This window comes from Nocardia sp. NBC_01503, assembly GCF_036327755.1.
Classification (GTDB): Bacteria; Actinomycetota; Actinomycetes; order Mycobacteriales; family Mycobacteriaceae; genus Nocardia.
The window spans coordinates 4,323,530-4,336,544 of record NZ_CP109596.1 but is presented as its reverse complement, the minus strand read 5'-3'; the positions used below and the strand labels follow the sequence as shown (position 1 = coordinate 4,336,544).

Sequence of the window (13,015 nt, the reverse complement as noted above, 5' to 3'; positions counted from 1 at the left end):
CCTGTTACGAGGCAGCGGATTCGAGTGAGACGCCTTTGGTCTCCGGGGCGCCCCAGAGGCAGATTCCGAAGCCGACCGCGGTCAGGGCCGCGGCGTAGAGGAAGGTCGGGCCCATGCCGAGGTGGTCCAGGGACCAGGGGAGCAGGTAGGTGCCCAGGGCGGCGCCGATTCGGCTGACGGAGGTGGCCACGCCGACCGCGGTGGCTCGAATGTGGGTGGGGAACAGCTCGTTCGGGTAGGTCCAGTCCAGTACGTTCGGGCCGCCGCAGAAGAAGGCGTACAGGCAGAGCATGAGGAAGGCGAGCAGGGCGGGCATGGCGGGCCAGACGCCGATGAACAGGACCGGGATGATCATCAGGCCGAAGCACCATACGATGGTGGGGCGGCGGCCGATGGTGTCGATCAGGCGCATGGCGGGCAGGCAGCCGATCAGGAAGACCAGGCTGATCAGGGCGGTGCCGAGGGTGTCCATCCAGGTACCCGAGGGCATACCGAAGGAGGCCAGGATCTGCGGGCCGAAGGTCAGCATGGCGAAGAGCACCGCCACCTGGCAGAGAAAGAAGCCGCAGCAGAAGATGATTCGCTTGCGATAGGGCGGCTGGAACAGCTCACGCAGGGAACCGTGTGACGGCTCGGCGTGACCGGCCTCGAGCAGATCCGCCGGATCCACCCGCACGTGCAGGTACTTCTCGATCATTCCGGCGGCCTTGTCCGGTTTGCCGTGCTGGGCCAGCCAGCGTGGCGACTCCGGGGCGGTGCTCTGCCGGATGATCAGGAAGAACGCGCACAGCACCGCCGCGCTCGCCAATTGCCAACGCCAGCTGCCGTTTCCGCAGAAGGTCAGCAGCAGATAGCCGACCACGTAGGCGAGCACCGAGCCCGCGTACCAGGCCACGATCTGGAAACCGAGCAGTTTGCCGCGCTGCTTGACCGGCAACCATTCACCCAGCAATGATGTGGCGATCGGATAGTCGGCCGATACCGCCATTCCGAGAATGACGCGCAGAATCACGATGAGCCAGACGGATTCGGCCCAGAACGAGGCGATCGAGCAGACCGCCATCACCACCAGGTCGGCGGTGTACATGACCTCGCGGCCGATCTTATCGGTCAGCACCCCGAAAAGCGCTCCGCCGATGAACATTCCGATCAGCGCCGCAGCGCCGATCAGCTGGATGTCCCCGGTGCTCAAATCCAATTCGGCGGTCATACCGATGAGCGCGGTCCCCACAATGCTGAGGATGTAGCCGTCCAGCAGCGGCCCGCCGGAGCAGGCCACCGCCAACCGTCGATGAAAGCCGGTGAAGGGCGCATCGTCGATGACCGTGCTCACATGCTCTCCTAGCCGATCGGAATAGCAAGTACCCAGCAACCGTGGTGAACCTACGCGGCTCCCCGGCCCGTGTCCCGCACTGACACGCCTGCGGTCGGGTTTCGATCCGGACCCGCTCGCTCGACCTACCGTGTTCCGACTGGAATCCGGAGTGACCGCACCGCCTCCACATTGGGCATCGCCACCGCGCCACGATTCGGGTACCGTCCGAAGGACCTATACAACGAGTTGCATAAGAGGTGGCGATGAACTCCTTCCGTAAAGCCGTCGAGGCCCGCGACGCCGATGCCATCGAGGCACTGCTGAGCGACGATGTCGTCTTCATCAGCCCGGTCGCCTTCAAGCCGTACCCGGGCAAGGCGATCACCGCGGCCATCCTGCGCGGAGTGATGCGGGTCTTCGAGGACTTCCGCTACGTCCGCGAGATCGCCGACGGCCGCGAGCACGCGCTGCTGTTCGAGACCAAGGTCGAGGGGAAGTACGTCGGCGGCTGCGATTTCCTGAAGTTCGACGCGGACGGCAAGATCACCGAGCTGATGGTGATGGTGCGCCCGCTGTCCGGGGCCAACGCGCTCGCCGCGGCCATGGGCGCACAGTTCGAGCAGATCCAGCGCGAGGCCATGGAGCAGATCGCGCGCGATACTGCCAGCTGACAGTGCGCGAAAGGTAGTGCGCGCGTTGATACCCCGCGCGCCTCAGGCCCGGCGCTCGGGAATCTGCTCGAGCGCCCAGCGCGCCCACTCCCGATTCATGGCGGCGAAGCGTTCGCCCCACTCCATGGCGATACGGCCGTACACCGACAGATCGGTGTCGTCCCAGTCGACACTGTCGGAGAGCGCGTGCAGGTCCCGCGCCGCGGCCTCGTACAGCTCGTCGATGGCGGTCAGATAGTCACGTGCCTGCGCCCGGCTGACCCGGCCGAGGAAGAAGACCCGCAGCAGCATCTCATTGCGCGGCACCCGCTTGGGCATGGTCTCGGTCAGCCAGTGTTGCAGCTGCGTCAGGCCGTCCTCGGTAATGCTGTACTCCTTGCGCCCGCGCGCACCCTCATCCGAGACCTTGATGAGCTCGGCCTCGGCGAGCTTGGCGAGTTCGGTATAGATCTGACTCTGCGTGGCCGGCCAGACCTGACCGAGTGAGATCTTGAACCGTCGCAGCAGGTCATAGCCGCTGGACGGCTCCTCGGCCACCAGGCCCAGAAGTGCGTACCGAAGACTCATGCGCATCATCGTACATTCCACTATTGACAGGTCGAACTCAGAGGTTCTAACTTCGACATGTCAGAACTGGAATGTCAGGCCGAGGAGCTTTCGACAATGTCCTACTTGCGCGCCTTCGCCCCATGGATCGTCTACGCGGTGATCCCCTCCGAGTACTGGAAGTGGGCCGCCCTCATCGCTTTCGGCATCTCCGCCGCCACCGTCGTGCGCCAGACCCGCGCCGGACAGGCTTTCGACGCCCAACTCATCGATATCGGCTCCGCGGTGTTCTTCGCGGCACTGACGGTCCTGGCCTTCGCGGATCCCGATACCGCGCTGCACCCGTACTCCCCCGCGCTCTCCTCGGGGGTGCTGGCGGTGATCGCGGGAGCCTCACTGGCACTGCGTAATCCGTTCACCCTGCCGATCGCCGAGCAGAGCACCCCGCGCGAACTCTGGGACCATCCGGGTTTCATTCGCACCAGCTACGTCATAACCTCGGTATGGGCGGTGAGCTTCGCCATCGGCTGTGTGGCGCTGACCCTGCTGGCACACACCTCGGGACCGCGCACCATCGCACAGATCGCCGCCTTCGTGATTCCGGTGGTCTTCACCATCCGCTATGTGGCCCACGTCCAGGCCAAGGCAGAGAAACTGGCTGATCCGTCATGAATGAGACCCCGCCCCATCTCACCGGCAACTACGCTCCCGTCACCGAAGAACTCACCGCACAGGCTCTTTCGGTCACCGGACGGATTCCACCCGAACTCACCGGCTGGTATCTGCGCAATGGCCCCAATCCGCATGCCGCCGCCTCCAGACACTGGTTCCTCGGTGACGGCATGGTGCACGGGGTCCGACTGGAGAACGGTCGCGCGGTCGCCTACCGCAATCGGTGGGTGCGCACCAGCACCTTCACCGAGGGCGCGAGCGGCTACGGCGCCAATGGCGAGCGGAATCTCGCCGCGGGCGTGGCCAATACGCATGTCGTCCGGCATGCCGGACGCACGCTCGCCCTGGTGGAGTCGTCGTACCCGTACGAACTGACTCCCGAGTTGGATACCGTCGGACCCTACGATTTCGACGGCGCACTGCACACCGCCATGACCGCGCACCCCAAAACCTGCCCGCGCACAGGCGAATTGCACTTCTTCGGCTACGAGGTCACGGGCGAGCCGTTCCTCACCTATCACCGAGCCGACGCCGACGGGAAGCTGCTGCTGAGCCGACCGATCGAAGTGCCCGCCGCGACCATGCACCACGACTTCGCGATCACCGGCGAGCATGTCGTATTCATGGATCTGCCGGTGGTTTTCGATCTACAGACCGCCATGGCCGGTGGCGGTATGCCGTTCCGGTGGCGCGACGACTATCAGGCCCGCCTGGGCGTACTGCGCCGCGATGATCCGTTCGGCGCGATCACCTGGTTCGCCATCGACCCCTGCTATGTCTTCCACACCCTCAACGCCTTCGACGAGCCGGGCCGAGTGGTGCTGTACGCCATGCGCTATCGCGAACTGTGGCGCGACGGATCGGACGATTTCACCGAGGCGGTGCTGTGGCGCTGGACTCTGGACCTGACCACCGGAACCGTGCGGGAGGAGCAGATCGACGACCGCGCAGCCGAATTCCCGCGCGTCGACGATCGGCTGATCGGTCTCGACGCGCGCTTCGGGCACGCGACAGTCTCGGGGCGATCCCGGTTGCCCGGGGAGGGCGGCGCGCTGGTGCGCTACGACCTGCACACCGGCGCTCGTACCTCACACGAGTTCGCGAACGGCCTGGTTCCGGCCGAGGCCGTCTTCGCGCCCGCCGATGAGAATCCCACCGGCAGTGGATATCTCATGACCTATGTCTACAACCAGGGCACCGATCGAAGTGATCTGGTCATTCTCGACGCGGAGCAGCTGAGCGCGCCACCGGTCGCGAATATCCATCTGCCACAGCGGGTTCCCTACGGCTTCCACGGCAGCTGGCTCCCCGACCACTGACGAGGGCGGATCAGCTGCCGCTGAAGATCCCGCCCTTGCAGGTGAGACCGGACTCCCCGCTCAGGCTGATCGCCGACCCGGAGGTGGTGCAGGAGTGCGGACCGCCGTCGACCGATCCCGCCGAAATGCCCGTGGGCGACAGTGCCGAACCGCTCTCCAAACCCTCGGCCACGAGCTCCGTGCGGCTCGCCGCACCGCCCGCCGCCGCGAAGAGAACGCTCACCACCGCGACGCCTTCGGCGAGCAATAGTCCGGCACGGGACACCGACATCGAATTTCTCCTGTGTTCACACCCGCCGCCCGATTGATCGGCGTGCGCGAACTGTACCCGAGTCGGGCGGTGCGGCGCGGGGGCCGGAGCTGAGAATTCGCTTCGAGTCCCCGAGCGGCGCCGATGGCGTGGTCGGCCCGCCGCGCATCGGATCGACCGACCGGGTACCGTTCGCGGAACCCGTTCCGGCACTGCGACTCTGCCTCGACGCCGCGAACGCCGAGCGTCAGGAGTTCATCGATATGCCAGATCCGCGGGACCGCACGGTCGTCGTCACCGGAGCGAGTTCGGGCATCGGCGCGGCCGCCGTACGCCGCTTCGCCGAACTCGGCGCACGCGTGGTGGTGGTCGGCAGGTCACCGGAGCAGACCCGAGCGGTCGCCGAGGCCATCGACGCCGAACACCATATCGCCGACTTCAGTCGCCTCGACGATGTCCGCGAACTGGCCGAGAAACTCCGCGACCGGCCGATCGACATTCTGGCCAATAACGCGGGCGGGGTCTTCTCCGGCCGCCGCCTGACCACCGACGGTCATGAAATGACCCTCCAGGTCAACCATCTCGCCCCCTTCCTGCTGACCAACCTGCTGCTGCCCAACCTGGCCCCCGGAGCACGGGTGATCAATACCGGCAGTGTCGCGTACAAGATGGCCAAGCTCGACCTGAACGATCTCGACGGTCAGGGCGGCCACAGCGCCTACGGCGCGGCCAAGCTCGCGCTGCTGCTGTTCACGCGCGAATTAGCGCAGCGCACAACCGATCTCACCGCTCATATCTTCCACCCCGGCGGAATCGGCACCGGCGTCATGCGCGAAACCCCCATCCTGGGCCCGCTCATGCGCATCGGGCGCTATGTCCTGCCCGGCCCCGATCAGGGCGCGGCGCCCATGCTCCGCCTGGCCACGATCGAGGATCCGCGGTCGATCAACGGCGCGTACTTCAACAAGCTCCGCCGCCAGGAGCCCACCCACAAACAGGTTGTCGATCCCGCCGTGGGGCGTGAACTCTGGGCCATCTCGGCCCGCCTCACCGGCCTGCCCGCCGACTGATCCGCCGGGCGATTCAGGTATCACGGCGGGCGCGGGCGCGCCGCTTACCCTCGTGCATGGCCTGGACGCGGGCGACCGGGATGGTGTGCCCCTCCTCGATGAGATCGGCGGGGAGGGTCTGCGGTGCGGGCATATGCTCGGCCCACGGGTCGCGGTCGCCGAGTTCCTTCATGGCGGTGCGGATTGTGAAGTCGCGGGGATGGATCTGCGACAGATCGGACCAGGCGATCGGGAAGGACACCGTGGTTCCCGGGCGAATGCGCGGACTGTAGGCGGCCACCACCGTGGCTCCGCCCGCGCGGGTGGAGTCCAGAAATACCTTGCCGCCCCGGTCTTCTCGAATGAAGGCGGTGGTGGCCAGGGCCGGATCGAGCCGTTCGGCGCGCGCCGCGATGGCACGGGTGGCCGCGGCGGCATCGTCGATATCGACATCCTGAACCGGCACGAAGATGTGCACGCCTTTGGCCCCACTGGTTTTCACCGCACCGGCGAGTCCGTCATCGGCGAGCGCCTGCCGAATCAGTTCGGCCGCACCCACCACCTGGGTGAACGGCTGCTCCGGGGCGGGATCGATATCGAGTACGAGATGCGTCGGCCCACCGGAGTAGTCGGCCAGATTCTCGGCGAGCAACAGCGTCACGTGATATTCGACGGCGCGCTGGTTCCCGAACCACAGCAGCGTCCGCACATCATCGCAGACCGCGTACGACACTTCACGTTTCGCGCTGCCCGCCCACATATTCACCCGAGTCACCCACTCCGGCGTGTACTTGGGCAGGTTCTTCTGCATGAACGGCTCCTGCCCCGGCCGCACCCGCATCACCGACAGCGGCCGATCCCGCAGCGCCGGCACCAGCCGCTCCCCCACCGCCTCCAGGTAGTCGATCAACTCCCCTTTGGTGGCCGCGGCCCCATCGAACAGCACACTGTCCAAGCTGCTGAACTTCAGCCCATCCCGAACGCCCATCCGCCCACCCTGCGCCCACCTCCGACCCGCGTCAAGGGGCCGGGCCGGAGGCGGCGGGTTCACAGGGCCGGGAGGGCTTCGCCCTGGACGAGTTCGATATCGAGCTCCACCTGGACGGTGGCGCCGACCGCGGCTATACCGGCGCGGACTATGGCGTTGTAGTCGATGGCGAAGTCTTCACGGTGCAGCAGGGTTTCGGCGTGGAAGGCCATGCGGGTGCCGCCCCAGGGGTCGGGGCCGAAGCCGCCGTAGGTGACGGCCAGGTCCACGGGACGGGCGCGACCGTGCAGGGTGAGTTCGCCGGGCATTACCCAGGTGTCGCCGCCGGTGCGGCGGAAACCGTTGCCCGCGAAGGTGATCAGCGGGTAGTGCTCGGCATCGAGGAAGTCGGCGGAGCGCAGGTGGTTATCGCGCATGGTGACGCCGGTATCGACGGTGGCGGCCTTGATTTCGGCGTAACCCGTTGACTGGTCGAAGGTTCCGGCGATCTCCAGACGGCCGCCGACCTCGGCGAAGCGGGCTCGGATACCCGCGATGCCGAGATGCCGGGCGGTGACCATGACCGTCGAATGCGCCGGATCGATCGTCCACGGTCCGGGCGGCGGCATGGCCACCGCACCCGCCTCGGGTTGCAGCCGAACCTCACCGAGACGGCCGCCGCCCGCCGCGGAGATGCGGGCGAGCTGCGCGACCGGCTGATGATCGGGCGCGGTGACCACCGCGGTATGCGTGCCCGGGGGCAGCGGTTCGGTGGTCGCCAGCCCGCTCGGATCGGTGATCGCGCGGGCCAGCTGGCGTCCGGTCAGATCGGTGACGGTGAGTACCGCACCCGGCACCGGCCACCCCGCCGAACTGCGAATTCGGGCGGTGAGCCCACTCATGGTCGCTCCCGGGGCCATTCGACGCCGGAACGCTCGGAACCCGCGCGGTCGTCGGCCGAATCGAGGCCGTACGACTGCTCGGGCTCGGCCACGTCGTAGCCGAGGTGCATATCGTGGTCGATCTCGCCGCCGGTGAGTCGCACTTCGGAGGTGACCGGCGGATAACCGCGAGCGATCACGGTGTAACCGCCCTCGTCCAGATCGGTGATGGTGTAGCGACCGTGTTCATCCGTGCGAGCCGATCCGATCGCATTACCGTCCCGGTCCAGGACGGTGATCGAGGCATCCGGAACCGCCCGGCCCTCGGCCCACACCTTGCCGGTGAGCACCGCCATCGGGGTGAGTTCGAGATCGAAGCGCAGCAGACCGCTCTCGGGCACGGCCACCGCCGTGGCGGTCGGCCGCATCTGCGCGGCGGCCGCGACCAGCGTGTACGACCCGGCCACCACACCGTGGCAGAGGTAACCGCCGTCGGCCCCGGTGACGGCCGCGCCGACCACCTCACCGCGCGGATCGGTGAGCGTAATACTCGCTCCCGCAAGCGGTTCCCCGCGTCCGGTGGTGCGCACCGTACCGGAGAGCTCGCCCGCACCCTGGAGGGTGAGATCGCGCTGCTGCGGCTGACCGTCGACGGTGATATTCACCGCGGTCGGCAGATGTCCGGGCGCGGAGACGATCAGCACATAGCTGCCGCGCGCGGGCGGATCGATGCGGTAGCCACCGCCACTGTCACCGGTGGCACGCGAAACCTGGTGTCCGCTCTGGTCGATCAGCGTCACCGCGGCATCGGCCACGGGCCGCCCGTCCTCGCGCTGCACCCGGCCGCCGATGGTGCGCGACAGCCCGGCCGCGCTCACCACCGGCAGGGTGGTCGTGGTCGACACCGCGGCGAAGGATGAGACCTGCTGCCCGCCATGGCTGTTCGATTCGCCCGACCCGCCGAGCCCGTTGCCGTACGCCGACTCGTACCCGTTGGCTTCGGCACCCGATCCGACCGCGGCCGCGACGAGATCCTTGCCGTGCCCGTTGGCCTCGGCCGTATGCCGTTCCGCCAGTACCGGTTCCGGCTGCGAGATGGCCTGCGCGGCCCCCTCCCACACCTGATCCTCGGCCCACTCCGCCTCGGCCACCGCTTCGGGGGCGGCGGGTTCGACCGGGGCGGGCGCGGCATCCTGCAACGGGATCTCCTTCATGAACAGCAGCACGATGCAGGCCAGCAGCGCCACACCCGCCGCCACCCAGAACACCCCGTGCATGGCATTGGTGAAGCCGATCAGAATCGGCTCGCGCACCTGTGCCGGAAGTGCCGCGATACCGGCGGTATTGGACTGCACGCTGGCGAGTTCGGAGGTATCGAAACCGGCCGGCAGGTGCCCGCCGAAGGCGTCGATGATCTTGTTCGGCAGCAGATTGAACAGAATCGTCAGGAAGACCGCGACACCGAGCGTGCCGCCGACCTGCCGGAAGAACGTGGCCGAAGCGGTCGAGACACCCATATCCGAACGCGGTCCGGCATTCTGGACCGCGATGATCAGCGTCTGCATACAGCCGCCCAGGCCGAGCCCGATAATGCCGCTGTACAGCAGCGGCTGCCACAGCGAACTGTCGAAGTGCACGGTCGCGTACAGCGCACCGCCGCAGGCGATCACGAATGTCCCGATCACCGGCAGCACCTTGTACCGCCCGGTGCGCTTGGTGACCTGCCCGGAGATGAGCGATCCGATCATGATGCCCGCCACCAGCGGCAGCATCAGCAAGCCCGCCTTGGTGGGTGAGAATCCACGCACCACCTGCAGATACAGCGGCACCATCGAGATCGCGCCGAACATGGCGATACCGACGATGAAGCCGCCGATGATGCAGACCGTGAAGGTCGAATTCTTGAACAGCCGCAACGGAATCAGCGCGGCGTCCTTCATCAGGTATTCGATGCCGATGAACAGCACCAGCCCGATCACACCGATGACGTAGCAGAGGATGGCCCGGCCCGAATCCCAGCCCCAGCCGCGCCCCTGTTCGGCGACGATCAGCAGCGGCACCACGCAGATGGTCAGTGCCACCGCACCACCCCAGTCCACGCGCAGTTGCCGTCGCTGCTGCGGCAGGTTCAGCACCTTGGCGACCACGACCAGCGCGATCACGCCGACGGGCACGTTCACCAGGAACACCCAGCGCCAGCCCTCGATGCCCCAGAGGTGGTCGAAGCCGGAGAACCAGCCGCCCAGCACCGGCCCGAGCACGGTGGCGATACCGAAGACCATCATGAAATAGCCCTGGTACCTGGACCTTTCACGGGGCGGCACGATATCGCCGATGATCGTCATGGCCAGCGACATGAGCCCGCCCGCGCCCAGCCCTTGGAAGGCACGGAATCCGGCCAGCTGATACATCGAGGTGGCGAAGGTGCAGGCCGCCGAGCCGATGACGAACAGCGCGATCGCGGTCAGGAAGAACTGTTTGCGGCCGTAGATATCGGCCAGCTTGCCGTACAGCGGGGTGCTGATGGTGGCCGTGATCAGATAAGCCGTTGTGGCCCAGGCCTGTTGATCGAAGCCGTGCAGGCTGTTGGCGATCTTGACGATCGCCACGCTCACGATGTTCTGGTCGAGCGCGGCCAGGAACATGCCCAGCAGCAGACCGGAGAGAATGGTGAGGATCTGCCGATGCGACAGCTGCGGCGGTGCACCCGCCTGCACGTCCGGCGACGCCTCGATGGTCGCACTTGTCATAGTCTCGGGACCTATTTCGATTCGGTTGGCGCGGTGGTTCGTTCGATGTCGTGCACGAGTCGTTCGAGCAGTTCGATCAGGGTCGCCCGGTCGCTCGCGGGCCAGTCGGCCAGCAGACCCGCCAGGTACAGATTGCGTAGCCTGCGGTTCTCCGCGAAGACCCGCTCACCCTCCGCCGTCGCGGTCAGCACGCAGGCGCGGCCGTCGATGGGATCGGCGCCGCGGGCGACCAGACCGTGCGCCACCAGCGTTCTGGTCTGACGGCTGATGGTCGAGATCTCCGCGTGCAACAACTCGGCAAGCTTGCCGGTGCGCTGCGGCCCGTCGTGAACGAGACAGAACAGCACCGCGTACGCGAGTTGTTCCAACCCGTCCGGACCATCCTTGACCACCCGATGCCTGACCCTGCCGACCGCCCGCATAAGGCGGACCAGCAGTGATCCGAGCCGATCCGCGGGATCCGGTTCGGATGCGGCACCGAGATCACGGGCAACGACGGCCATGATCGAGTCCTTCATGATGAGCCTATTTACTTAGCTACTACAACTACTTGCAGTTGCCAACTATACACACGACAGGCATCGGTTTGAAGGCCCTGCGCGAGATCAGGGGCGCAGGCGCACAGGCAGATTGGCCGGGCCATCGGGCGAGCACGTTCACCGGGGCGGTTCGACGCGGACCAGACCGGACTGGAAAGCGAGGACGACGAGTTGGGCGCGGTTCTGTACCCCCAACTTCGACATGGCGCGCTGCACATGGGTGCGCACGGTCAGCGGGCTGACATACATCTTCTCGGCGATCTCCTCATTGGACAGGCCCTCGGCGACCATGGCCACCACCTCGCGTTCGCGGGCGGTGAGCACCGCCAGGGATTCCGCCGCGCTGATCCGGCTCTCGGGTCGGGCCAGGTAGCGGGCGATGAGGGTGCGGGTGGCGGTGGGCGAGAGCAGGGCATCACCGGCCGCCACCGCCCGGATGGAGCGCAACAGCTCCTCCGGGCCGACGTCCTTGCCGAGGAAACCGCTGGCCCCGGCCCGAAGCGCCTGTGCCACATACTCATCCAGCTCGAAGGTGGTCAGGATCAGGACGCGGGTGTCACACAGGGACGGATCGGCGCAGATCTCCTGGGTCGCGGTGAGGCCGTCCACCCCGGGCATGCGGATATCCATGACCACCACATCGGGTTCGGCCCGCCGCGCCAGCTCGACCGCCTCGCGGCCGTCCCCGGCAATGCCGACCACCTCCATATCCTCGGCCGAATCGATCAGCAGGCGAAAGGTTCCGGCCAGCAGGGCTTGATCATCGGCCAGCAGCACCCGGATGGTCATGGCGTCTTATCCTCCGGCTCAGGGGTTTTCGGTGGCTCCAGCGGAAGCTCCGTGGTGACCTCGAAGCCACCGTCCGGTCGGCGTCCGGCGCGCAGATGGCCGCCGACCGAGACCGCGCGTTCGTTCATTCCGATCAGACCGTAGCCCTGACTGTCCGAATCCTGTTCGGCGCGAACATGTTCGGCGATCTCACCGCCCTCATCGGTGACGCTGATGGTCAGCAGCAGCCGGGAGTAGACCAATCGCACCGTCGCCGCCGAATTACCGGCGTGCTTGGTGACATTGGTGAGCGCCTCCTGAATGATCCGGTACGCCGTCAAGTCCGCACCCGGCGAGAGCGGTCGCGGCACACCGGTAATGGAGAGCGACAGGGTGAGCCCGGTGCGCTCGAAAGAGGTGAGCAGCTCCGATAATTGGGCCAGCCCCGGGGTCGGCTCCAGCGGGGCATCCGAATCGTCCTCGCGCAGTAGGCCGACGGTGGCCTTGAGCTCGCGCAGCGCTTCGGAGGTGGTGCCCGCCAATTGGTCGAGCATCTCCTGCGCCTTATCCGGCTGGCTGCGCAAAAGGTATGCGGCGGTGGAGGCTTGGGCATGTGCCAGGGCCATATGGTGCGCGACGATATCGTGCAGTTCGCGCGCGATACGCAGGCGCTCCTCGCCGACGCGCTGGCGGGCCTCCTCCTCCCGGGTGCGTTCGGCCAACTCGGCCCGAGCGTGCAGGGCCGCGAGATAGTTACGCCTGCTGCGCCCGGCCTCGGCGAACGCGCCCGCCACCATCACCCCGGCGATGAGCGTGATGCGGCCGCCGGTCAGGATCGGATCGAAATGCTGGATCAGCGAGGCGATCAGCAGCGCGGCGCCCGCGAGCAGCGGCCACACCTTGGCCGTACGCAGATCCGCGGACCAGTAGCCGAGCGAGTACATGGCCACGAAGGCCGCGCCCGCCGTGAGCAACGAGATCTCGAAACCCAGCGCGCCGATGACGATCGCGCAGCCCGTGGCGATCACCAGCACCGTCCGCGGCGCCACCCGCCGGAACAGCAGCGCCAGCGAGGCCGTGGCCGAGAGCAGGAAAACCGAGAGCGAGGCCGGGCGCACCACCACCGGCCCCTGACCATTGCCGTGATCGGTCAACCTGCTCGCGTAGGTGGCCAGCGCGCACAACAGAATCGCCACGACCACATCGACGGCGCGGCTGTGCCGACGCGGCCACTGCGACCATTCGGCGGTCATCCGCTCTCCTTCTCGTCATCGAGAACCCTAATCGG

Annotated in this window: 13 protein-coding genes; 4 read left to right on the top strand and 9 right to left on the bottom strand. The window is 66.9% G+C overall.

The window, feature by feature from the left end; all coding sequences use genetic code 11:
• Nucleotides 1-4: 4 nt before the first annotated feature.
• Nucleotides 5-1,333: an MFS transporter gene (locus OHB26_RS19510; RefSeq protein WP_330178711.1), complete on the bottom strand. Its 1,329-nt coding sequence runs from the start codon at nt 1,331-1,333 to the stop codon at nt 5-7.
• Between the two features lie 245 nt (nt 1,334-1,578).
• On the opposite strand from OHB26_RS19510, the gene OHB26_RS19505 reads away from it, so the two are divergent.
• Nucleotides 1,579-1,986: a nuclear transport factor 2 family protein gene (locus OHB26_RS19505; RefSeq protein ID WP_330178710.1), complete on the top strand. Its 408-nt coding sequence runs from the start codon at nt 1,579-1,581 to the stop codon at nt 1,984-1,986.
• 42 nt (nt 1,987-2,028) lie between these two features.
• On the opposite strand, the gene OHB26_RS19500 is transcribed toward OHB26_RS19505, so the two are convergent.
• The gene (locus tag OHB26_RS19500; protein ID WP_330178709.1) at nt 2,029-2,553 is read right to left on the bottom strand and encodes a PadR family transcriptional regulator; all 525 of its coding nucleotides are present in this window, start codon (nt 2,551-2,553) and stop codon (nt 2,029-2,031) included.
• Nucleotides 2,554-2,649: 96 nt separating this feature from the next.
• On the opposite strand from OHB26_RS19500, the gene OHB26_RS19495 reads away from it, so the two are divergent.
• A complete protein-coding gene (locus OHB26_RS19495; protein ID WP_330178708.1) occupies nt 2,650-3,204 on the top strand; it encodes a hypothetical protein in 555 nt (184 codons plus the stop codon).
• Nucleotides 3,201-4,523: a carotenoid oxygenase family protein gene (locus OHB26_RS19490; protein ID WP_330178707.1), complete on the top strand. Its 1,323-nt coding sequence runs from the start codon at nt 3,201-3,203 to the stop codon at nt 4,521-4,523. Before OHB26_RS19495 ends, OHB26_RS19490 begins: the two co-directional genes overlap by 4 nt.
• Nucleotides 4,524-4,533: 10 nt before the next feature.
• On the opposite strand, the gene OHB26_RS19485 is transcribed toward OHB26_RS19490, so the two are convergent.
• Nucleotides 4,534-4,794 carry a hypothetical protein gene (locus OHB26_RS19485; protein WP_330178706.1) on the bottom strand — a complete coding sequence of 87 codons (261 nt, stop codon included), beginning with the start codon at nt 4,792-4,794 and terminating at the stop codon, nt 4,534-4,536.
• Nucleotides 4,795-4,922: 128 nt separating this feature from the next.
• Between OHB26_RS19485 and OHB26_RS19480 the strand changes: the two genes are divergently transcribed.
• A complete protein-coding gene (locus OHB26_RS19480; RefSeq protein WP_330178705.1) occupies nt 4,923-5,843 on the top strand; it encodes an SDR family NAD(P)-dependent oxidoreductase in 921 nt (306 codons plus the stop codon).
• A gap of 13 nt (nt 5,844-5,856) precedes the next feature.
• Here OHB26_RS19480 and OHB26_RS19475 read toward each other — a convergent pair whose 3' ends face one another.
• The 6 genes from OHB26_RS19475 to OHB26_RS19450 form a co-directional block, all read right to left on the bottom strand.
• Nucleotides 5,857-6,810 carry a DNA polymerase domain-containing protein gene (locus OHB26_RS19475; RefSeq protein WP_330178704.1) on the bottom strand — a complete coding sequence of 318 codons (954 nt, stop codon included), beginning with the start codon at nt 6,808-6,810 and terminating at the stop codon, nt 5,857-5,859.
• 59 nt (nt 6,811-6,869) lie between these two features.
• Nucleotides 6,870-7,691 (bottom strand): YceI family protein, encoded by an 822-nt coding sequence (locus OHB26_RS19470; RefSeq protein WP_330178703.1) that lies wholly within the window; start codon nt 7,689-7,691, stop codon nt 6,870-6,872.
• Nucleotides 7,688-10,420 (bottom strand): MFS transporter, encoded by a 2,733-nt coding sequence (locus OHB26_RS19465; RefSeq protein WP_330178702.1) that lies wholly within the window; start codon nt 10,418-10,420, stop codon nt 7,688-7,690. Before OHB26_RS19465 ends, OHB26_RS19470 begins: the two co-directional genes overlap by 4 nt.
• Nucleotides 10,421-10,431: 11 nt before the next feature.
• Entirely contained in the window at nt 10,432-10,938 is a 507-nt protein-coding gene (locus OHB26_RS19460) for a MarR family winged helix-turn-helix transcriptional regulator (RefSeq protein ID WP_330178701.1), read from the bottom strand.
• A gap of 138 nt (nt 10,939-11,076) precedes the next feature.
• A complete protein-coding gene (locus OHB26_RS19455; RefSeq protein ID WP_330178700.1) occupies nt 11,077-11,748 on the bottom strand; it encodes a response regulator transcription factor in 672 nt (223 codons plus the stop codon).
• On the bottom strand, nt 11,745-12,980 hold the full coding sequence (locus OHB26_RS19450; RefSeq protein ID WP_330178699.1) for a sensor histidine kinase: 1,236 nt from the start codon (nt 12,978-12,980) through the stop codon (nt 11,745-11,747). The genes OHB26_RS19455 and OHB26_RS19450 overlap by 4 nt, the downstream gene beginning before the upstream one ends.
• Between the last annotated feature and the right edge of the window lie 35 nt (nt 12,981-13,015).

What these genes read in the sequence shown, in the direction of transcription:
- OHB26_RS19505 (WP_330178710.1), top strand. Translation starts at nt 1,579, where the DNA reads ATGAACTCCTTCCGTAAAGCCGTCGAGGCCCGCGACGCCGATGCCATC.
- OHB26_RS19500 (WP_330178709.1), bottom strand. Translation starts at nt 2,553, where the DNA reads ATGAGTCTTCGGTACGCACTTCTGGGCCTGGTGGCCGAGGAGCCGTCC.
- OHB26_RS19495 (WP_330178708.1), top strand. Translation starts at nt 2,650, where the DNA reads ATGTCCTACTTGCGCGCCTTCGCCCCATGGATCGTCTACGCGGTGATC.
- OHB26_RS19490 (WP_330178707.1), top strand. Translation starts at nt 3,201, where the DNA reads ATGAATGAGACCCCGCCCCATCTCACCGGCAACTACGCTCCCGTCACC.
- OHB26_RS19485 (WP_330178706.1), bottom strand. Translation starts at nt 4,794, where the DNA reads ATGTCGGTGTCCCGTGCCGGACTATTGCTCGCCGAAGGCGTCGCGGTG.
- OHB26_RS19475 (WP_330178704.1), bottom strand. Translation starts at nt 6,810, where the DNA reads ATGGGCGTTCGGGATGGGCTGAAGTTCAGCAGCTTGGACAGTGTGCTG.
- OHB26_RS19470 (WP_330178703.1), bottom strand. Translation starts at nt 7,691, where the DNA reads ATGAGTGGGCTCACCGCCCGAATTCGCAGTTCGGCGGGGTGGCCGGTG.
- OHB26_RS19465 (WP_330178702.1), bottom strand. Translation starts at nt 10,420, where the DNA reads ATGACAAGTGCGACCATCGAGGCGTCGCCGGACGTGCAGGCGGGTGCA.
- OHB26_RS19460 (WP_330178701.1), bottom strand. Translation starts at nt 10,938, where the DNA reads ATGAAGGACTCGATCATGGCCGTCGTTGCCCGTGATCTCGGTGCCGCA.
- OHB26_RS19455 (WP_330178700.1), bottom strand. Translation starts at nt 11,748, where the DNA reads ATGACCATCCGGGTGCTGCTGGCCGATGATCAAGCCCTGCTGGCCGGA.
- OHB26_RS19450 (WP_330178699.1), bottom strand. Translation starts at nt 12,980, where the DNA reads ATGACCGCCGAATGGTCGCAGTGGCCGCGTCGGCACAGCCGCGCCGTC.